General features: G+C 72.5%; 21 protein-coding genes. 6 read left to right on the forward strand and 15 right to left on the reverse strand.

Annotated features, from left to right (window positions below):
• Positions 1-81: 81 nt before the first annotated feature.
• The 3 genes from rplT to infC all read right to left on the reverse strand — a co-directional run bounded on the left by rplT (position 82) and on the right by infC (position 1,606).
• Positions 82-468: a 50S ribosomal protein L20 gene (gene rplT, locus ACFVDP_RS20530; RefSeq protein ID WP_030493496.1), complete on the reverse strand. Its 387-nt coding sequence runs from the start codon at positions 466-468 to the stop codon at positions 82-84.
• A gap of 96 nt (positions 469-564) precedes the next feature.
• Entirely contained in the window at positions 565-759 is a 195-nt protein-coding gene (gene rpmI, locus ACFVDP_RS20535) for a 50S ribosomal protein L35 (RefSeq protein ID WP_003947156.1), read from the reverse strand.
• 124 nt (positions 760-883) lie between these two features.
• A complete protein-coding gene (gene infC / locus ACFVDP_RS20540) occupies positions 884-1,606 on the reverse strand; it encodes a translation initiation factor IF-3 (RefSeq protein ID WP_383491503.1) in 723 nt (240 codons plus the stop codon).
• A gap of 338 nt (positions 1,607-1,944) precedes the next feature.
• Here infC and ACFVDP_RS20545 point away from each other — a divergent pair, with 338 nt between their 5' ends.
• Positions 1,945-2,325, forward strand: a complete 381-nt coding sequence (locus ACFVDP_RS20545) for a DUF1844 domain-containing protein (protein ID WP_383491386.1) — start codon at positions 1,945-1,947, stop codon at positions 2,323-2,325.
• Positions 2,326-2,349: 24 nt separating this feature from the next.
• Here the strand turns inward: ACFVDP_RS20545 and ACFVDP_RS20550 are convergent, their stop codons facing one another.
• Complete coding sequence (locus tag ACFVDP_RS20550) at positions 2,350-3,081, reverse strand: SseB family protein (RefSeq protein ID WP_383491505.1); 732 nt, start codon at positions 3,079-3,081, stop codon at positions 2,350-2,352.
• Positions 3,082-3,177: 96 nt separating this feature from the next.
• Here ACFVDP_RS20550 and ACFVDP_RS20555 point away from each other — a divergent pair, with 96 nt between their 5' ends.
• Positions 3,178-4,113 carry a serine hydrolase gene (locus tag ACFVDP_RS20555; RefSeq protein WP_383491388.1) on the forward strand — a complete coding sequence of 312 codons (936 nt, stop codon included), beginning with the start codon at positions 3,178-3,180 and terminating at the stop codon, positions 4,111-4,113.
• Here the strand turns inward: ACFVDP_RS20555 and mycP are convergent.
• Positions 4,094-5,254, reverse strand: coding sequence for a type VII secretion-associated serine protease mycosin (mycP, locus tag ACFVDP_RS20560; protein WP_383491390.1), 1,161 nt, complete (start codon positions 5,252-5,254; stop codon positions 4,094-4,096). The two genes, ACFVDP_RS20555 and mycP, sit on opposite strands and share 20 nt — an antisense overlap.
• On the reverse strand, positions 5,251-6,348 hold the full coding sequence (locus tag ACFVDP_RS20565; protein WP_383491392.1) for a hypothetical protein: 1,098 nt from the start codon (positions 6,346-6,348) through the stop codon (positions 5,251-5,253). The genes mycP and ACFVDP_RS20565 overlap by 4 nt, the downstream gene beginning before the upstream one ends.
• A 319-nt stretch (positions 6,349-6,667) precedes the next feature.
• On the opposite strand from ACFVDP_RS20565, the gene ACFVDP_RS20570 reads away from it, so the two are divergent.
• A complete protein-coding gene (locus tag ACFVDP_RS20570; RefSeq protein ID WP_383491394.1) occupies positions 6,668-7,870 on the forward strand; it encodes an amino acid deaminase/aldolase in 1,203 nt (400 codons plus the stop codon).
• Positions 7,871-7,916: 46 nt separating this feature from the next.
• Here the strand turns inward: ACFVDP_RS20570 and ACFVDP_RS20575 are convergent, their stop codons facing one another.
• From ACFVDP_RS20575 to ACFVDP_RS20590, 4 genes are read right to left on the reverse strand one after another with little or no spacing between them, the layout of a single operon-like run.
• Positions 7,917-9,209 carry a haloacid dehalogenase-like hydrolase gene (locus tag ACFVDP_RS20575; protein ID WP_383491396.1) on the reverse strand — a complete coding sequence of 431 codons (1,293 nt, stop codon included), beginning with the start codon at positions 9,207-9,209 and terminating at the stop codon, positions 7,917-7,919.
• Between the two features lie 33 nt (positions 9,210-9,242).
• Entirely contained in the window at positions 9,243-10,025 is a 783-nt protein-coding gene (locus ACFVDP_RS20580) for a 3-oxoacyl-ACP reductase (protein WP_383491398.1), read from the reverse strand.
• Positions 10,022-11,425, reverse strand: coding sequence for an aldehyde dehydrogenase family protein (locus ACFVDP_RS20585; RefSeq protein ID WP_383491400.1), 1,404 nt, complete (start codon positions 11,423-11,425; stop codon positions 10,022-10,024). Before ACFVDP_RS20585 ends, ACFVDP_RS20580 begins: the two co-directional genes overlap by 4 nt.
• The gene (locus tag ACFVDP_RS20590; RefSeq protein ID WP_383491402.1) at positions 11,422-12,780 is read right to left on the reverse strand and encodes a glutamine synthetase family protein; all 1,359 of its coding nucleotides are present in this window, start codon (positions 12,778-12,780) and stop codon (positions 11,422-11,424) included. The genes ACFVDP_RS20585 and ACFVDP_RS20590 overlap by 4 nt, the downstream gene beginning before the upstream one ends.
• 95 nt (positions 12,781-12,875) lie before the next feature.
• On the opposite strand from ACFVDP_RS20590, the gene ACFVDP_RS20595 reads away from it, so the two are divergent.
• Positions 12,876-13,649: a FadR/GntR family transcriptional regulator gene (locus tag ACFVDP_RS20595; protein WP_383491404.1), complete on the forward strand. Its 774-nt coding sequence runs from the start codon at positions 12,876-12,878 to the stop codon at positions 13,647-13,649.
• Between the two features lie 150 nt (positions 13,650-13,799).
• Positions 13,800-14,498 carry a gamma-glutamyl-gamma-aminobutyrate hydrolase family protein gene (locus ACFVDP_RS20600; protein WP_383491406.1) on the forward strand — a complete coding sequence of 233 codons (699 nt, stop codon included), beginning with the start codon at positions 13,800-13,802 and terminating at the stop codon, positions 14,496-14,498.
• Positions 14,499-14,528: 30 nt separating this feature from the next.
• Here ACFVDP_RS20600 and ACFVDP_RS20605 read toward each other — a convergent pair whose 3' ends face one another.
• Positions 14,529-15,419, reverse strand: a complete 891-nt coding sequence (locus ACFVDP_RS20605) for a LysR family transcriptional regulator (protein ID WP_383491507.1) — start codon at positions 15,417-15,419, stop codon at positions 14,529-14,531.
• Between the two features lie 196 nt (positions 15,420-15,615).
• Between ACFVDP_RS20605 and ACFVDP_RS20610 the strand changes: the two genes are divergently transcribed.
• The gene (locus ACFVDP_RS20610; RefSeq protein WP_383491408.1) at positions 15,616-16,782 is read left to right on the forward strand and encodes a TDT family transporter; all 1,167 of its coding nucleotides are present in this window, start codon (positions 15,616-15,618) and stop codon (positions 16,780-16,782) included.
• Here ACFVDP_RS20610 and ACFVDP_RS20615 read toward each other — a convergent pair.
• The 4 genes from ACFVDP_RS20615 to ACFVDP_RS20630 form a co-directional block, all read right to left on the reverse strand.
• Complete coding sequence (locus ACFVDP_RS20615; protein WP_383491410.1) at positions 16,754-16,942, reverse strand: hypothetical protein; 189 nt, start codon at positions 16,940-16,942, stop codon at positions 16,754-16,756. The genes ACFVDP_RS20610 and ACFVDP_RS20615 overlap by 29 nt on opposite strands.
• The gene (locus tag ACFVDP_RS20620) at positions 16,939-17,670 is read right to left on the reverse strand and encodes a helical backbone metal receptor (RefSeq protein WP_383491412.1); all 732 of its coding nucleotides are present in this window, start codon (positions 17,668-17,670) and stop codon (positions 16,939-16,941) included. Before ACFVDP_RS20620 ends, ACFVDP_RS20615 begins: the two co-directional genes overlap by 4 nt.
• A gap of 9 nt (positions 17,671-17,679) precedes the next feature.
• Entirely contained in the window at positions 17,680-18,255 is a 576-nt protein-coding gene (locus ACFVDP_RS20625; RefSeq protein ID WP_383491414.1) for a helix-turn-helix domain-containing protein, read from the reverse strand.
• Between the two features lie 113 nt (positions 18,256-18,368).
• On the reverse strand, positions 18,369-19,352 hold the full coding sequence (locus ACFVDP_RS20630; protein WP_383491416.1) for a hypothetical protein: 984 nt from the start codon (positions 19,350-19,352) through the stop codon (positions 18,369-18,371).
• Between the last annotated feature and the right edge of the window lie 197 nt (positions 19,353-19,549).

Genomic DNA, 19,549 nt, shown 5'->3' on the forward strand with positions numbered 1-19,549 from the left:
ACACACAACAGACGATGGCAAACGCACTCGGACCCGCAGGCCAACTGGCCTGCGGGTCCGAAGCACGGCTCAACGCAAACCTCAGGCGGCAGCCTTCGGGGCGTTGACGTCGGCCGGAAGGGCCTTCTGCGCAACCTCGACCAGCGCGGCGAACGCGTTGATGTCGTTGACGGCCAGCTCGGCGAGGATCTTGCGGTCCACCTCGATGTTGGCGGCCTTCAGACCCTGGATGAGGCGGTTGTACGTCATGCCGTTCTGGCGGGCAGCGGCGTTGATGCGCTGGATCCACAGCTGACGGAAGTCGCCCTTGCGCTTCTTGCGGTCGTTGTAGTTGTAGACCAGGGAGTGGGTGACCTGCTCCTTGGCCTTGCGGTACAGACGCGAACGCTGACCGCGGTAGCCGCTGGCCTGCTCGAGGATCGCCCGACGCTTCTTGTGCGCGTTTACCGCGCGCTTGACGCGTGCCACTTGTTAACTCCTTGTAGCGGGGCCGGGGTTGTCGTCACCCGACCCGAATTCGAATAGTCCCGGTCTAGCTGTGCGGGGCGCGAGAGCGCCGCCGCATCACTTGCCGAGAAGCTTCTTGATCTTCTTGGCGTCGCCCGGGGCCATCTCGGCGTTGCCGGTGAGGCGACGCGTCAGGCGCGACGACTTGTGCTCGAGCAGGTGGCGCTTGCCGGCACGCTCGCGGAGCACCTTGCCGGAGCCGGTGATCTTGAAGCGCTTGCTGGCACCGCTGTGCGACTTGTTCTTCGGCATAGCGCCGTTCTCTCCTCGTCAGTGGCGTTCCCGGCCGGTCCGTGCCATGGGCGCGAACCGGCCGCGGGGGAACGTCAGTTGTGTCGGTTGGGTATCCGAGGCACACAGGCTGTGTGCCGGCGGATCATGCCTCGGCCGGAGCCTGGGCGGGGGCCTCGGCGGCAACCTCGGCAGGCGCCTCGGCGACGTCCTCGGCAGACAGCTCCTCGGAGTCCAGGTCCTCGGCGGCGTTCTGCGACTTGCCGGGGTTGGCCTTCGCGTCGGCCTTGCGCGCGGCCTGGGCCTCGCGAGCCTCGGCCATGGCCTCGGTCTTCTTCTTGTGCGGACCGAGAACCATGATCATGTTCCGGCCGTCCTGCTTCGGGTTCGACTCGATGAAGCCGAGGTCCTCGACGTCGTTCGCAAGGCGCTGCAGCAGTCGGTAGCCGAGCTCCGGCCGGGACTGCTCACGACCACGGAACATGATCGTGATCTTGACCTTGTCACCCTGCTTGAGGAACCGAACGACGTGACCCTTCTTGGTGTCATAGTCGTGCGGGTCGATCTTCGGCCGGAGCTTCATCTCCTTGATGACCGTGTGCGCCTGGTTCTTGCGCGCCTCACGGGCCTTCATGGCCGACTCGTACTTGAACTTGCCGTAGTCCATGAGCTTGCAGACGGGCGGGCGGGCTGTCGCCGCCACCTCGACCAGGTCGAGGTCGTACTCCTGAGCAAGCTCAAGGGCCTTGGCAAGCGGAACAATCCCGACCTGCTCGCCGCTGGGACCGACAAGTCGCACTTCGGGAACGCGAATCCGGTCGTTGATGCGGGGCTCGGCGCTGATGGATCCTCCTCGGTAGCACCACACGACGGCCTGGCGGGCCGCCGCGTAACGTCTGTTACGTAGTACCAACCGCGTCGAAGCACAAAAAATGCCCCGGACGGTACACATGGGGGGCTCCAAGAACTACCGGAGCACCTCCACGGTGTGACCGCGGGGCGCGCTATCGGACGGCTCCATCGTCCGTACGGAACGATGGGGACCGCCTGACCGGTGACCCGCCGCCCTGTACGGGCAGTCAGGTGGGAGATCGGAGCCTCCACTTGTGGGCCGGAACACGCAGGTGTCCGGCCGGTCGTTACACAAGGTTAGCAGCACTTGGGGGGTGCGCCCAACCGAGTGGGCGTCGGCTTATCGTGGGGCCCATGAGTGACGCCATTCCCGCAGCCCCTTCGGCTGATTCCCCCGAGTCCCCCGACTACGACGCGCTGACCCGCGACATCGCGGAGGTGCCCGCCGTCGAGGTCATCGTCACGGTGGCGGTCAACCTGATGAGCGCCGCCGCGGTGAAGCTGGGCCTCACCGAGGAGGGCGACGCCCACAAGGACCTGGACGAGGCCCGCAAGCTGATCCACGCCCTCGCCGGGCTGCTCGACGGCAGCGCGACCGAGATCTCGTCCTTCCACGCGGCGCCGCTGCGGGACGGCCTGAAGTCCCTGCAGCTGGCGTTCCGCGAGGCGTCGATCGTGCCGGACGAGCCCGGCCAGGGCCCCGGCGAGAAGTACACCGGCGCCGTCTACGGCTAGGTCCGCATCAGTCACGCACGGGCATCAGTCACGTACGTACAAGGGCTCGCCCGCGAGAGCGGCCCCGGCCGGCAGCAGTGCCAGGTCGAGGCCCCTCGTGAGGCGGGCCCTCAGTGTTTCGTCGGCGGCGATGGCGGCGGCCACCGCCTGCGCGGCGCTCTGCACGTCGGCGTCCGCGTCCAGGACAAGGGCCAGCGTGCCGTCCGCCTGTCCCGGGCCCAGGTGGGCGCGGGCCACCGCCGGCTGCGCCGCGACCGCCGCGCGCACGGCGTCCCGGACGGCCGGGTCGGCCAGCGGGTCCGCGGTCGCCCGGCCCTCGGCCAGCGCGTAGAGGGCTGACCCCGTCAGCTCGTAGGGCACCGGGCCAGCGAGGTCGAGGACGACCGTGTCGGCCTTCTCGTGGGCGGCGGCCTGGAGCGCCTGGTGCAGGGGGACGGCGACCGGGCGGGCCTCGGGGTCCCACAGGGCCAGGGACGCGGTGGAGGTGAAGGCGGGGAGCGCGGTGCGGTTGCCCGCCTTCAGGGTCGGGACCGCCATGTCACTCGTCTTCTCGCGGCGCAGGCCGTTCTCGTCCTCCTCGACCTCGCCGAGGACCGCGACCACCGGCACCAGGAGCCGGGCGTCCTTGAGGGCCTCCAGGACCGGGCCGTGGGCGGTCCTGTCCGTCGACCAGGCGGCCAGGGCCTCGGTCAGGCGGGGGTCCGCCGAGCCGTCGTCGTCGGAGAAGCCGGGGTCGGGAATGTTCTTGTTCGCCACGTCGACCGACCCTACCGAGGTCACGGCCACAGGTTCTCAGCGGACCCTGAGCCGGGCCTCATGGTCCCCACAGGACCACGGCCGAGCATCGGCCGCATGTCCCCTCGTTCCCGTCGCCGCCGGTCGGCCGCGTCCCGCCGCAGGTCCCTGCTGTACGCGGCCGTCGCCTCCACGGTGCTCCTGAGCGGTACCGCCGCCACTACCGTCTACGTGAAGGCGCAGGCGCACGACGCGACCGCGCTGGTGTCGCAGACGTCCGCCGCCGAAGGGGGCTCCTCCGTGTCGTCGTCGCCGTCCCCGTCCGCCGTCGACCGGGACGCCCTGCTCGCCGAGGCCGTGGGCGGCCTGGACGGGGCCTTCTCCGTCGCCGTGTTCGACGTGTCGGCCGGGACCAGTGCCACGTACGCCACCGACGCCGACGCGACGTACGACACGGCGAGCATCGTGAAGGTCGACGTCCTGGCCGCGCTGCTGCTCCAGGCACAGGACGACGGACGGTCGCTGACCGGGCAGGAGAAGACGTACGCGGCCGCGATGATCCGGAACAGCGACAACTCCGCCACCACCGCGCTGTGGGACACGATCGGGCAGGCGGACGGGCTCGACGCCGCCAACGAACGGCTCGGGCTGACCGGGACCAGTGGCGGTGACGGGCCGCTGTGGGGGCTGACCCAGACCACCGCGGCCGATCAGCTCGCCCTGCTCCAGCAGGTGTTCGGGACCGGCGGCGACTCCGTACTGGACGCGGACTCGCGTGCGTACGTCCAGGGGCTGATGGAGAACGTCGAGTCCGATCAGCGGTGGGGCGTCTCGGCCGCGGGCGCTGACGGGCTCGCGCTGAAGAACGGGTGGCTGCGGCGGAGCACCACCGAGCTGTGGGACATCAACAGCATCGGGCGGGTGACCGTCGACGGGAAGCGGTACCTGATCGCCGTGGTCTCCGACGGGAACGCCACCAAGGACGCCGGGATCGAGCTCGTCGAGGCCGTGGCGAAGGCTGCGGTGCCGGTGCTCAGCGACGACGACGCGTGAGGCGGTGGCTGCGCCACAGGTAGACGGCGGCGCCCAGCAGCACGACACCGAGGCCGCCCGCGACCAGTCCCACCCAGGTGGCCTGGCCCGTGTCGTCGGGGTCGGTGGGGCCGGTCCCGAAGTACTGCTTGCCGTACGCGGCCGGCTTCAGCCCCTCCGGCTTCAGCTTCTTCGCCGCCGTGATGGCCGCCGCCGGGTCGATCATGCCGAAGCCGCGGGAGTCGTCGCGGCCGCCGGAGGGCGGGTCCTGGGCGGTGTCCTCGACGAGCTTCTTGATCTGGGCGGGGCTCAGGCCCGGGTGCGCGGCGCGGATCAGCGCGACGGCGCCGGAGACGAAGGCCGACGCGGCGCTGGTGCCCCAGGCCGAGTAGTACTCGCGGTCGGGGTCGGCGGTGACGATCTTGCGGCCGGGCGCGGCGACCGTGGCGTACCAGCGGCGGGTGGAGAACGAGGAGCGGGAGCCGGTGGTGTCGACGGCCGTGGCGGCGATGACGCCCGGGTAGGCGGCCGGATAGGAGATGTGGTCGCCCTTCTCGCCGCCGTTGCCCGCGGAGGCGACGACGGAGACGCCCTTCTTCAGCGCGTACTGGATGGCGTCGTCCTCGCTCGCCTCGGCGTGGGCGGTGGCCGAGTCGTCGCCGAGCGAGAGGTTGATGACGTCGACGCCCTGGTCGGCGGCCCAGCGGATGCCGTCGGCCAGCGCGTCGCCCCGGCTCTCGCGGGCCTTGGCGCGGTCCGGGTCGCCGTCCTCCAGGATCACGCGGACCGGGAGGATCGTGGCTTCGGGGGCCACGCCCATCACGCCGTCGCCGTGGTCCTTGCCGTGGCCGTGTCCCGCGATGACGCTCGCCATGGCGGTGCCGTGACGGGCCCAGGGGCGGTCGCCGCGCTGCGCGCCGAAGCCGACGAAGTCCTTGGCGGTGGCGACATTGCCCTTGAGGTCCGGGTGCTGGTCGTCGACTCCGGTGTCCAGGACGGCGACGGTGATGCCCTTGCCCTTCGTGGTGCGCCACACCTCCTGGGTGTGCAGGGCGTCCAGGCCCCACTGCTGGGCACGGACCGAGTCGGCGTGCGCGGCGGTGGTGGGGACCAGGGTGAGGGCCGCCGCCGTCGTGAGGGCGGCGAGGGTGCGGCGGTTCATGACGGCTGCTCCGTGGACTGCTTCTGGACCGCTTTGCGCAGGCCGCGTTCTATCCGGTCGGCGATGCCCTGCGCCTCGTTGCCCAGACCCGCCTGGGCGGGGGCCGTGGTGACGCCCGGCTTCATGGCGTCCGCGGCGGGCTGCGGGTCGGAGACGGTACGGCCGTCGGCGAAGCCGGAGACCGCGTAGACGACGACCGGGGCGTCGGTCAGCACGTTGAGGGTCCAGGACGCGCGCTGGGCGTCGCCGAACTCCGCGGCGGCGGTGCCCTTGGCGGCGTACGGGCGCGGCATGAGGTCGGCGCGCCGGTCGAGGCCCTGTTCGGTGAAGCGGGTGCGCAGCGCCTGCGTCGCCTCCTGGTCGGCCCTGGTGAACAGCAGGCCGACGGTGGTGACGCTGCTCTGGGTGGCGTCCGTGTACGTGGCGCGCAGCAGGCGCAGACAGCCGACGGGGCTCAGGGCCTTGTGCAGGAGCGGGTCGAAGGCCTTGGCGCAGGTGGTGTCGGGGGCCACGGCGATCCGCGTCCAGGTGCGGTCGGCGCCGCCGGGGCCCGCGCCCTCGCCCTTCAGGGTCCGCGGGAAGAGCTGGTCGACGGGGATGCTGTGCCACAGCTCCCCCGCCCGGGTGTAGGCGCTGTGCGCGGCGACGATGCCGTCGCCGTCCTCGCCGGTGAGCAGGGAGCCGGTGGCGGCCCCGCCGATGAGGCCGAGGCCCAGCACCAGGCAGGCCGCGGCCGCGGCGACGCGCGGGGCGAGCCGGGGGCCGACGGGGCGCAGCCTGGTGGTGCGGTCGTCGTAGTGCTCGGGCGGCGCGAACCGGACGAAGGGCCTGCCGGCCGTGCCGGGTACGGGGGTGAGGTCGACGGTGCCGATCGGCCTGCGCGGGGGTGCCTGTGCCGGGGGCGGCGGGGGCACGGGGGGCCGTGCGGGTGCGGGTGGGACGGGGCGCAGGCGGGTGGTCGTCTCGGTGATCAGGGCGGCCGGGGTCTCCGGGGGGAGGGGGCCGGGGTGCGCGGGGGCGCCGTTGGGGGTGGGTGTGGGGTTGGCGGGTGCCGGTGCGTCGTGGCCGGTCGCGCCGTTCCCCGCACCCCTCACGGGGCTTGCCGGAGGGGTGTCCGGGAAGCGGGCCGACGGGATCGGTGGGGGTGGGGTCGGCGGCAACGGAGGGACCTCGGGCGGGAGTTCGGGGGTGGCGGGCTGCGCGGGGCGCGGCGGGGCCGGGGGGCGCGGTGGCACTGAGGGGCGCGGAGGGACGCGTCCGGCTTCCGTACTCATGCCTCCCCGTTTCCTCAGCCTGCGTGCGCGTCACTCTAACGGGCGGGGCCGGGTACGGCAGGATGCAGTCCGCGCACCCGCACGATCTGCCCGGAACATCCCCCTACCCTGCGGTAATCGAGTCTGGCAGGCTTCGGACATGACACCCCGTGCAGCCGATCGCGCCCGCTTCGACCGGGCCACCGCTCACCTCGACGCCCCTGTGGCGATCGTGGACCTGGACGCCTTCGACGCGAACGCAGCCGATCTGGTGCGGCGCGCGGCGGGCAAGCCGATCCGGGTGGCCAGCAAGTCCGTACGCTGCCGGGCCCTGCTCGAACGGGTGCTGGCGCGCGAGGGGTTCGCCGGGATCATGTCGTTCACGCTGGCCGAGTCGGTGTGGCTGGCGCGGTCGGGGTTCGAGGACGTACTGCTCGCGTATCCGTCGGCGGACCGTGCCGGGTTCGCGGAGCTGGCGCACGATCCGAAGCTGGCCGCCGCGGTGACCGTGATGATCGACGACCCCGCGCAGCTGCGGCTGATCGACGAGGCCCGGGACGGCGGCACGGAGGAGATCCGGGTCTGCCTAGAACTCGACACGTCTCTGCGGATGCTGGGTGGCCGGGTGCGGGTCGGCGCCCTGCGCTCCCCACTGCGCACCCCGTCCCAACTCGCGGATCTGGCCCGGGTCGTGGCCCGGCGGCCGGGGTTCCGGCTGGTGGGGATCATGGCGTACGAGGGTCATGTGGCCGGGGTCGGCGACGCGGTGGCGGGGCGGCCTCTGCGGTCCCGGGCGATCCGGCTGATGCAGTCGGCCGCGCGCCGGGAGCTGGCGGCGCGGCGCGCCGAGGTGGTGCGGGCGGTGCGGGCGGTGGCGCCCGATCTGGAGTTCGTGAACGGCGGCGGCACGGGCAGTGTGCAGCACACGGCCGCCGAGGACGCCGTCACCGAGATCGCGGCCGGTTCGGGGCTCTATGTGCCGCGGCTCTTCGACAACTACACGTCGTTCACCGGGCGTCCGGCCGCTCTGTTCGCCCAGCCGGTGGTGCGCAGGCCCGGCGTCGGTGTGGTCACCGTGCTCGGCGGCGGCTATCCGGCGTCCGGCGCTGCGGGCCCGGACCGGCTGCCGGTGCCGTATCTGCCGGAGGGGCTGCGCTACGACGGACAGGAGGGGCCGGGCGAGGTGCAGACGCCGCTGCTGGGCGCGGCCGCGGACGATCTGCTCATCGGCGACAAGGTGTGGTTCCGGCACGCGAAGGCCGGGGAGCTGTGCGAGCGGTTCGAGGTGCTGCACCTGGTGTCCGGGGACACCGTGACCGAGACGGTGCCGACGTATCGCGGCGAGGGCTACACGTTCCTGTGAGCGGCCGGGGCCGCGGCGGGTGCGCCGCGGCCCCGGTGTCCCGGGATCAGTGGATGGAGTCCACCTGGTCCGGCACGACCGAACCGTCGTCCCGCAGGAGCGGGCCGAAGCCGCCCTCCGGTTTGTTGTAAGCGGCCGTCGAGCACGGGTACGTACCGGTCTTCTGCGGCAGCGGCTCGATGAACATGGGGTTGGCGACCCAGCGTCCGTCGGCGTTGTCGTAGGCCCGGCACATGATCTCGTTCTTGTTCCGGTTGAGCACGAGGTGGGCGCCGGTCGCGTCGCCGACGAAGGTCACGTCGGTGTCGGCGTCACCGCCGCCGAGGGCGATGCGCTTGTTCCAGCTCTGCTTGTTCCAGGCGGCCTTGCCCTTGACACCGTAGATGTCCTGGTTGATCCAGCAGCGTTTGCCGTCGATGTACGGGATGGCCTCGCCCTGGGTGCGGCCGGTGCCGCCGCAGCCTTCGTTGTACGTCGTGATGCGGCCCTTGCGGTCGAGCACCGAGCGGATGGCGATGGTGTGGGCGCGGTCGATGCCGACACCAGCGGACCACACCTCGGTGACGGGCTCGGAACCGGCGGACACGATGTAGACGTCGAAGCCGGCCTTCTGGAGCGTACGGATGAGGTCGCGCTGCTGGTCGTAGTAGCGGACGTAGCCGGGGATGGTGTGCGTGCCGAGCGTCTGGGTCGCGCCGACGGGGGCGGCGAGGGCCTCCTTGCGGGCGGCGGCCGCGTACGACTCCAGCTCGGGCACCGTGTGACCGGCGAACAGCTGCGGCACCCAGGCGTACTGGGGCACCGTCCAGCGGTGGTTCCAGTCGCCCGCGAAGGCCGCGGCGCCGCTCATCGTCTTGCCGGACTCACGGATGTTGAAGATCTCGTCCGTGCAGTCGGTGTCCTTGGAGGTGGGCAGCGGCGAGCCGACCGGGACGGCGGTGCCGCAGGCGGCGGTGAGCGCCTTGTCGGCGTCGTCGGTCAGCCACTTGCTGGTCTTCTTCCAGCTCGCGGGCCGCAGGATCTTGTCGTGCTTGAGGGACCACGCGATGGTGGCGTCGGTGACGTCGTTCTTGGAGACGGTGTTGTCCCAGTCGAACGCGGCGACCGGGCGCGGGCCGTGCAGGCCTCCGCAGGTGCCGCGTTCGTCGATCATCTTCTGGAGCTGGGCCCGATTGTCGCCGTACCACGGCAGCTTCTTCGAGAGCTGCGGGCAGGCGTGGCCGGACGGGCCGGACGGGGTGGGAGCGGACGTGGCGGCGGCCGCAGGAGAGACGAGAGCCGTGGCCACCAGGGCGGTGACCACGGCCGAAGTCCACGCGGAAACATTTCTGTTACGCATGCCTCGGGACCGTACACCTAGTTGACGGGTCCCCTACAGAGGCGTGACGTAGGCGCCCGAGATCCCGCCGTCGACCAGGAAGTCGGTGGCGTTGACGAAGGAGGCGTCGTCGCTGGCCAGGAAGGCGACGGCGGCCGCGATCTCGTCGGCGGCGGCGAACCGGCCGACCGGAATGTGCACGAGGCGGCGCGCCGCGCGCTCCGGGTCCTTCGCGAACAGCTCTCGCAGCAGCGGGGTGTCGACGGGGCCGGGGCACAGGGCGTTGACCCGGATCCCCTCGCGGGCGAACTGGACGCCCAGTTCGCGCGACATGGCGAGCACGCCGCCCTTGGACGCGGTGTAGGAGATCTGGGAGGTGGCCGCGCCCATCCGGGCCACGAACGACGCGGTGTTGATGATGGAGCCCCTGCCCTGCCTGCGCATGTAGGGGATGGCGGCCTTGCAGCACAGGTACACGGAGGTGAGGTTGACGTCCTGGACGCGCTTCCACGCCTCGAGGCCGGTGTCGAGGATCGAGTCGTCGTCGGGCGGTGAGATGCCCGCGTTGTTGAAGGCGATGTCGACCGAGCCGTAGGTGTCGTACGCGGTCTTGAAGAGCGCCTCGACCTGTTCGGCGTCGGTCACGTCGACCTGCACGAAGGTGCCGCCGACGGCCTCGGCCGCTTTCTTGCCCGCGCTCGCGTCGATGTCGCCGCAGACGACGTGCGCGCCCTCGGAGGCGAGCCGGCGGGCGGTGGCGAGGCCGATGCCGCTGCCCGCGCCGGTGATGACGGCGGTGCGGCCGACGAGGCGGCGGCAGATGATGTCTTCGGTCACTGTGCGGGGTCCTCCGTGCTGATGAAGACGTTCTTGGTCTCGGTGAAGGCGGTGAGGGCGTCGGGGCCCAGTTCGCGGCCGAGGCCGGACTGTTTGAAGCCGCCGAACGGGGTCCAGTAGCGCACCGCGGAGTGCGAGTTGACGGACAGGTTCCCGGCGCGAACGGCTTGGGAGACGCGGAGCGCTCGGCCCACGTCCCGGGTCCAGAGGGAGCCGGCGAGGCCGTACGGGGTGGCATTGGCGAGGCGGACGGCGTCGGCCTCGTCGGTGAACGGCAGCAGGACCGCGACGGGCCCGAAGATCTCCTCCACGGCGGCGTGCGAGTCGGCGCTCTCGGCGGTCAGCACGGTCGGCGCGAACCAGAAGCCGGGCCCGGTGGGCGCGGTGCCCCGGATGCCGGGGGCGGAGTCGGGCACGAAGTGCCTTACCCGGTCCAGCTGCTGACGGGAGATCAGCGGGCCCATCTGCGTCTTCTCGTCCAGCGGGTCGCCCACCACCACGGCACCGACGGCCTCGGTGAGCAGCGCCGCGGCCTCCTCGTACACGGACTCCTGGACGAGGACGCGGGTGCGGGCGCAGCAGTCCTGGCCGGAGTTGTCGAGGAACGAGAACGGGTCGAGGGCCCGGGGCAGATCCGCGTCCGCGAAGACGACGTTGGGGCTCTTGCCGCCGAGTTCGAGGGTGACCGGTTTGACCAGGGCGGCGCAGCGCTCCATGATCTCGCGGCCGGTGCGGCTCGACCCGGTGAAGACGATCTTCGCGACGTCCGGGTGGTCGACGAGGGCGCGACCCGCGTTCTTCCCGTACCCCGGAAGGACCTGGAAGAGGCCCTCGGGAAGGCCTGCCTCCAGGGCGAGTTCGGCCAGGCGCAGGGCGGTGAGCGGGGTCGTCTCGGCGGGTTTGAGGAGTACCGCGTTGCCCGCCGCGAGCGCGGGGGCCGTGCCCCAGGCGGCGATCGGCATCGGGAAGTTCCAGGGGGCGATGACGCCGACGACACCGAGCGGCTCGTGGAAGGTGACGTTCCAGCCGCCGGGGACGGGGATCTGCGCGCCGTTGAGGCGTTCGGCGCCACCGGCCGCGTACAGGAGCAGGTCCCGTACGTTGCCGGCCTCCCAGCGGGCGTTGCCGATGAGGTGTCCGGCCTCGCGGACCTCCAGCCGAGCCAGTTCTTCCAGGTGCTGGTCGACCGTGTCGGCGAAGCGGCGCAGCAGGCGGGCGCGGTCGGCGGGGGCCGCGGCGGCCCAGCCGCGCTGTGCCTCGGCCGCACGGCGCACGGCACGGTCGACGTCGCCCGTGTCCGCGGCGGGGACGGTGGCCACCACCTCCTCGGTGGCGGGGTTCAGCACGGTCAGTGTGCTCGGGTCGACGCTCAGGTCGATCTCCCAGTCGGGCAAGGTCACAGCCTCTCGAATCCTCGGCGGAGCTCCCAGTCGGTCACGGCTGCGTCGAACGCTTCCAGCTCGACCCGCGCCGTGTTGCGGTAGTGGGCGACGACCTCGTCCCCGAAGGCGGCCCGGGCGATCGGGCTGTTCTCCCACAGCTCGGCGGCCTCGCGCAGGGTCGTGGGGACCTGCTCGTACTCGGCGGTGTAGGCGTTGCCCGTGCAGGCGTCGGGGAGTTCGAGCTTCTGCTCGATCCCGTACAGACCGGCCGCGACGAGGCCGGCGACGGCGAGGTGCGGATTGACGTCGCCGCCGGGCAGCCGGTTCTCGAATCTGAGGGAGCGGCCGTGGCCGACGACGCGCAGCGCGCAGGTGCGGTTGTCGTGGCCCCAGGCGACGGCGGTGGGCGCGAAGGAGCCCGGCTGGAACCGCTTGTAGGAGTTGATGTGCGGCGCGTAGAGGAGGGAGAAGTCGCGCAGCGCGGCGAGCTGTCCGGCGAGGAAGTGCCGCATCAGCGGGGACATCTCCCGGCCGTCGGCCATCGCGTTCGCGCCGTCCGCGTCGGCGAGGGAGAGGTGGATGTGGCAGGAGTTGCCCTCGCGCTCGTTGTACTTCGCCATGAAGGTGAGCGAGACGCCCTCCTGCGCGGCGATCTCCTTGGCGCCCGTCTTGTAGATCGCGTGCTGGTCGCAGGTGACGAGGGCCTCGTCGTAGCGGAAGACGATCTCGTGCTGGCCGGGGTTGCACTCCCCCTTGGCGGACTCGACGGTGAGGCCCGCGCCCGCCATCTCGTTGCGGATCCGGCGCAGCAGGGGCTCGACGCGGCCGGTGCCGAGGACGGAGTAGTCGATGTTGTACTGGTTGGCCGGGGTGAGACCGCGGTAGTTCGCGTCCCAGGCCTGCTCATAGGTGTCCTTGAAGACGATGAACTCCAGCTCGGTGCCGACCTGCGCGGTGAGTCCGAGCGCGGCGAGGCGCTCCAGCTGGCGGCGCAGGATCTGGCGGGGCGCGGCGACGACGGGCGAGCCGTCCTCCCAGGCGAGGTCGGCGATCAGCATCGCCGTCCCGGCGTTCCAGGGGACAAGACGCAGGGTGGCGAGGTCGGGGTGCATGGCGAAGTCGCCGTAGCCGCGCTCCCACGACGACATCGCGTAGCCGTCGACGGTGTTCATCTCGGTGTCGACCGCGAGGAGGTAGTTGCAGCCCTCGGTGCCGTGCTCCAGGACCTCGTCGAGGAAGAAGGGGGCGGCGAACCGCTTGCCCTGGAGCCGCCCCTGCATGTCGGGGAAGGCCAGGACGACGGTGTCGATCTCGTCGCTCGCGACGAGGTTGCGCAGTCCCTCGACGGAGAGCGGGGGTGTGCGGTCTGCCACGGGGTGGTCCTCCTCGGGTACGCCATGAGGTCATGCGAGGTGATACGCCATAAGGTATGGGTGAGAACCATTGCCTGGGAAGGGGGTCGGGGCTCATGTCGCGGATCAATCCGGGGGCGGATGCGGGGACGCGCCCGGGAGTGGGCGGCGAGGACGGTCGCGGGGGGACGCTCGCGACGGTGCTGCGGCCGGTACGGGCGGGCAACGGCTTCGAGGAGGCGCTGGAGCAGATCCTCCAGGTGGTCCGGCTCGGCCTGGTTCCGGGCGGTGAACGGCTGCCGTCCGAGCGGGAGTTGGCGGAGCGGCTCGGGATCAGCCGGGTGACGCTGCGCGAGGTGCTGAAGGTCCTCCAGGACCAGGGGCTCGTCGAGGCGCGGCGCGGACGCTACGGCGGGACGTTCGTGCTGCCGCGCCCCGGGGCGGGCGGCGAGGACGAGCTGCGGCGCCGGACAGCGGGCGTCGACATCGAGGACGTCCTGCGCTTCCGCGAGGTCCTGGAGGTCGGCGCGGCCGGGCTGTGCGCGGCCCACGGGCTGGACGACGCCCGCGCGGGGCGGCTGCGCGCCGCGCTCGCGCACACCCACGACGCGCCGCTCGCGGACTACCGCCGCCAGGACACGCTGCTCCACCTCACCCTCGCCGAGCTGTGCGGTTCGCCGACGCTGGCCGGGAGTTACGCGGCGGTGCGGGCGAGCGTGAACGACCTGCTGGACTGCATCCCGCTGCTGGTGCGCAATCTGGAGCACTCCCAGCGCCAGCACACGGCCCTGGTGGAGGCCGTGCTCGACGGGGACGCGGACGGCGCGCGGTCGGCGATGCGCGAGCACTGCGCGGGCACGGCCGCCCTGCTGCGCGGCTTCCTGACCTGACACGGTCGGGATTCGATACCCGAAAAGGTCCGGATCGGATCCATTGGATATGGACGCGGTGCCCGCATACTGAACGCCCCGGTGGGCGACGCCGTGATCTCGTACGCTCTGGTGTCCCTGTCGCACAACAGAGGTCGGGAGCACAGCACCATGGTGAGCAGGCCGCTGATCGGCATCAGCACCTACCTGGAGAAGAAGGCCAGTTGGGGGGTGTGGGAGATGCCCGCGACGCTTCTGCCCGCCGGTTACCCGCAGTTGGTGCAGTCCTCCGGAGGGCTCGCCGCGACGGTGCCGCCGGACGACGCGAAGCACGCGCCGTCGGTGGTGGCCCGGCTCGACGGGCTGATCATCGCGGGCGGGCCCGACGTGGCGCCCGAGCGGTACAAGGCCGAGCGCGACCCGCGCACGGGCCCGTCCGCCGAGGAGCGCGACACCTGGGAACTCGCGCTGATCCGGGCCGCGTTGACGTCCGGGACGCCGCTGCTCGGCATCTGCCGCGGGATGCAGCTGCTGAACGTCGCGCTCGGCGGCACGCTCACCCAGCACATCGACGGCCATGTCGTGGAGACCGGTGTCTTCGGCCGGCACACGGTGACGCCGGTGCCGGGCACGCGGTACGGGGATCTGATTCCGGAACCGTCCGACGTGCCGACCTACCACCATCAGGCCGTGGACCGGCTCGGCAAGGGCCTGGTCGCCTCCGCGTACGCGACGGACGGCACCGTCGAGGCCGTCGAACTGCCCGGCATGTCCTGGGTGATCGGCGTGCAGTGGCACCCCGAGATGGGCGAGGACAAGCGCGTCACGCAAGGGCTCGTCCGGGCCGCGAGCACCCCGCACGGCTTCTGAGCACCTGCCGCCGACCTGCCTTGCTCTGCCTCAGCCCGTCCGGGTCAGCCCCAGCAGATCACGCGCCGGTCCCGTCGGGCGGTGGCCCGTGGGCCACACCGCGCGCAGGGCGCGGGTCAACGGGGCGGCGTCCAGCGGGATCTCGACCAGTCGGCGGGCGGCCAGCTCCTCCCCCACCGCCAGTTCGCTGAGGACCGAGGGGCCCGCGCCGCTCACCGCGGCGGCCTTCACCGCCGTCGTCGAGGAGAGTTCGATCAGCGGGCGGGCGAGGCCGCCCAGGGCCGCGTCGAGGACCTGGCGGGTGCCCGAGCCCTCCTCGCGGAGGATGAGCGCGGTCGCGGCCAGCTCGTCCGGCGACAGCGGCTTGCGGCGGCGGGCCCAGGGGTGACCGGGGGCCGTCACCACGACCAGGCGGTCGTGCGCGATTTCCGTCGAGTCCAGGCCCGCGGGAACCGAGACCCCCTCGACGAACCCGAGGTCCGCCTCGCCCGCGAGGAGCCGCTCCGCGACCACCGCCGAGTTCCCGGCCAGCAGCGAGACCGCCGTGTCGGGGCGCGCGGCGCGCAGCGCGAGGAGCCAGCGCGGCAGCAGGTACTCGGCGATCGTCATGCTCGCCGCCACCGTGAGCCGCGAGTCCCGGCGGTCGCGCAGCGCCTGCGCGCCCGCGTCGAACTCCTCCGCCGCCGCCACGATCCGCCGGGCCCAGTCGGTGACCAGCGCGCCGGTGCCGGTCAGCCGGGAGCCGCGCGGCGAGCGGTCGACCAGGGCCAGGCCGAGCTGACGCTCCATGGAGCGGATCCGGCTGCTGGCCGCGGGCTGGGTGATGCCCAGTTCGCGCGCGGCGGCGCCGAGGCTGCCGAGCCGCGCCACGGCGAGGAGCAGTTCGAGCGCGCCGAGATCGGGGACGCGGTGGGCGAGCATCCCGGGCGGGGAGTCGCGCACGGGCTGCTGCTGCCCCGCCCGCTCCACCGGCGCCCGCCCCTCCACCGGTCCGGGCCGCCCGTCCGGTCCGTGCCGCTCCCCTGACCCCTGCCGCGCCTCGCTCATAAGGCCAGGTTATGCCCTCATACAGGGAACGTCCCTGGTGGGGGCCGGTCGTCCGGCGCACCGTGAAGGCATGGTCACTGTCGCCCAGCCCCGCTCCGTCCCCGCCACCGGCGTCCCCTCCCGCCGCGTGGTCGCCGTCCGCCATCTCGGGCCCAACTGGTACGCGGCCGTCATGGGCACCGCGATCGTCGCCAACGCGGGCGCGACGCTGCCGGTCGGGTTCCCGGGGCTGCGGACTGGCTGCTCGGTGGTGTGGGCGCTGTCGTGCGTCCTGCTGGCGGCGCTGCTGACCGCGCGGGCGCTGCACTGGACGCACCACCGCGACCAGGCGCGGGCCCACCTCCTCGACCCGGCCGTGGCCCCGTTCTACGGCTGTCTTTCGATGGCGCTGCTCGCGGTCGGCGCCGGGACGCTGCTCGTCGGGCGGGACTGGATCGGGCTCGGCGCCGCCGTGGCGGTCGACACCGTGCTGTTCGTCGCGGGCACGGCCGTCGGGCTCGCCGCCGCCGTCGCGATCCCGTACCTGATGGTCGTACGGCATCGGATCGAGCCGGGGCAGGCGTCGCCGGTGTGGCTGCTCCCGGTGGTCGCGCCGATGGTGTCGGCGGCGGTCGGTCCGCTGCTCGTGCCGCATCTCCCGGCCGGGCAGTGGCAGGAGTCGTTCCTCTTCGCCTGTTACGCGATGTTCGGGCTGAGCCTGCTGGCGACGCTGGTCATGCTGCCGGTGATCTTCGCGCGGCTGGTCACGACGGGTCCGCTGCCGCTGCTGCTGACCCCGACACTGTTCCTGGTCCTCGGGCCGCTGGGCCAGTCGACGACGGCCGCGAACAAGTTCGCCGATGTCGCGGGCGGCGTGCTCCCCGCCTCGTACGCGCACGGTTTCACGGTGTTCGCGGTGCTGTACGGGGTGCCCGTGATGGGATTCGCGCTGCTGTGGCTGGCGCTCGCCGTGGCGATGGTGGTGCGGGCGCGGCGCGAGGGGATGGGGTTCGCGATGACGTGGTGGGCGTTCACGTTCCCCGTCGGGACCTGTGTCACCGGCGCGGAGGGCCTGGGCAAGCACACGGGTCTCGCCGTGTTCGACGGGCTCGCGCTCGTGCTGTACGCGGCTCTGGTCGCGGCCTGGGCGGTGGCGTCCGTACGGACGGTCCGGGGGCTGCTCGACGGGCGGCTGCTCGCGCCGCCCGCGCGCCTGACGGTCGGCGGGGTCAGCGTTTCAGGGCCCGGTAGCGCTTGAGCAGGGCGGTGATCCGGTCCTGGTCCGCGGCTCCGTTGAGTTCGGTCAGCAGGTCGTCGGGGCACAGCTCGTAGTGGTCGCCCCACCAGCGCCGGCCCCGGTTGTCCCAGACGCGGTAGCCGCCGGGTACCCCGCGGGCGACGTAACGCCTCTTGCTCACCGCTCCCCCAGTTCCCCGAGTTCCCTCAATTCCCTGCCCAGCACCTCGGGTGCCTGTGCCAACGACGGCCCGTACCAGGTGAGATGACGGCCGCTGACCAGGGCCGACGGTGCCGTGAACGCCTCGGGTCCGTCGTCGGCGGTGAAACGGTACGGCTCGTCGGGCAGCACCACCAAGTCCTTTTCCACGGCGTCCAGTTCGTCGAGCGGGACGCGCGGGTAGCGCTCGGCGTGGTCCGCGTACACGTTGTCGACGCCGAGGCGGGCGAGCAGGTCCCCGGCGAAGGTGTCGCGGCCGACGACCATCCACGGGCGCCGCCAGATCGGGATCACGGCCCGTGCGCGGCGGGCGGGCGGGGGAAGAGCGGCCCAGGCCGCCTCCGCCTCGTCGAGCCAGCGCGGCCGGGACGGTGCCCCGCAGGCGCGCAGGACCCGGTCCAGCTCACCCATCGCCTGGGGCAGGGTGCGCACCTCCGTGACCAGGACCTCGATCCCGGCGGCGCGCAGGGCGGCGAGGTCGGGAGCGCGGTTCTCCTCCTCGTTGGCGACGACCAGGTCGGGGCGGAGCGCGACGACCGCCGCGACGTCGGGGTTCTTGGTGCCGCCGATCCGGGCCGCGTCGAGCCCGGCGGGGTGGGTGCACCAGTCGGTGGCGCCGACGACCACGCCGCCCGGCAGCGTGGCCGCGACCGCCTCGGTCAGGGACGGCACGAGGGAGACGACGCGCACGCCGGAGCCCTACTTGGGGCCGGGCTCGTCGACCGCGTCGATGTGCTCCGCGACCGCCACCACGAGCACCCGCGCGTCCGGCACGGTCGCCCGCCACCGGTGCCGTACGCCACCGGTCAGATACAGGGTGTCGCCGCGCACGAGGCGGTAGGCGCGGCCCTCCGCCTCGACCTCGACGGCGCCCTCGGTGACATGCATCAGCACGTCGTTGCGCAGCTGGAACTCGCGGCCCGGGTCGTGGTCCCCCACGAACTCCTGGGCGTGCATCTGGTGGTGCCCGCGCACCACCGACCGCACGACGCCGCCCGCGGATGCCTCCTCGACGGAGGTGTCGTCGGCGCGGACCAGATCGACGGTGCGGGCGGGGTCGGCGGCCGCGAGCAGTTCGACGGCGGTGGTGCCGAGGGCGTCGGCGACCTTCTCCAGGGAGCGGCGGCTGGGCCGCGCCCGCTCGTTCTCCACCTGGCTGAGGAAGGGCACCGACAGGCCGCTGCGCTCGGCGACTGCGGACAGCGTCAGCTCCAGCGTCCGGCGCCGGCGCCGGACGGCCGCGCCCACGCGGAGTGACTCCTTGTGTTCATCCATGACGTCCGCTCCCTCCCACCGGTGGCCCTTGTCCGTTTGATTGCACCCTACGCATGTTCGTCGCACCGTTTCAGGTGAGCGGTGCAAGCCATGGTCCAGGATGCGGCCGTGTGCTACAGCTCGCGCCAGTAGACGAGCTGTCCGGCCTCCCCCGGCGCGGCCCCCTCCGCCGGGATGAACAGGCTTACCAGGAGCGCCCGGTGACCGCCAGGGTCCGTGATCCGGGTGGCCGACGGATTGGCGAAGGAAGTGGAGCCGCCGCCGGTGCGCAACGGGACCCGGTCGGCTCGGCCGGACGCGGGATCGTAGGCGTACGTCGACCAGCTGCCGAAGTCGTCGCGCCACCGCTGCCCCTCGATGAGCACCATCGGCTGTCCGGCGAGGCTCAGCCGGTCGCGGTCTCCTATGTTGCCGCTGGTGCCGTAGCTCTCCACGGCCCGGTCGAGGCGGCGGTCGGGGGCGGCGCTCCAGGTGGTGAAGTCCTTGAGGGTGGCGGTCAGTTGGCGGTCGGTGTCGCAGTCGGCGCGGTAGTGGCCGGTCAGCTCGACGGTGTCGCCGTGGACGGCGGTGATCGCCGGGGTGCCCTCGGCGCAGGAGGAGAGGGTGCGGGGCGCGTCGAAGCGGTGGGCGGCGCGGCCGGCGAGCAGTGCGTCCAGATCGTCGTAGCCGCGTACGGCGATGTGGTTGCGCGGGTCCTTCTCGTACGCCAGGACGTAGCCGCCGCGGCCGTCGGCGGCGAGCGCCGGCTGGCTGGAGCCGGCGCCGAAGTCGTGGCGGCGCTGCCAGTGCAGCAGATCGGTGGAGGTGGCGACGGCCGAGTGGAAGCGGCCGTCGGCCAGCATCGTGTGGTACACGGCCAGATACGTTCCGGAGCCGCCGCCGGGGACCTGCACGATCTGGGCGGCGTCCATGGTGGCGCCGGTGTCGTCCGTGAGGCCGTAGCGGTGACCGTCCGCCTCGGTGACGTCGGCGGCAAGCGCGACAAAACGGGCGGTGGCCGCCGAGGCCGGGTGGGCGCTGGCGGCGGGCAGCTGCGTCAGCAGCAGGACTGCGGCGAGCGCGGCGGCGGCGAAGGCGCTGAGCCGGGCGGCGGTCACGGTGCTGTCGAGGTTACGAGCGGACGGCGCCCGTGCGGCCCCGCCCGGACGTGGGGTGCGCCACAGGCCCCGGGGACGGCGCGAGGGGGACCGCGGGCGCCGCGGACGACGCAAGGGGTGGGGCCCCCCCGTCCGTCCCCGCGGGGGCCCCCCCCCCTCCCTCCTTCCCCTTTTGTGTTTTCCCGTCCTAAGGAAGG

Source organism: Streptomyces sp. NPDC057694, from assembly GCF_042799415.1.
GTDB lineage: Bacteria > Actinomycetota > Actinomycetes > Streptomycetales > Streptomycetaceae > Streptomyces.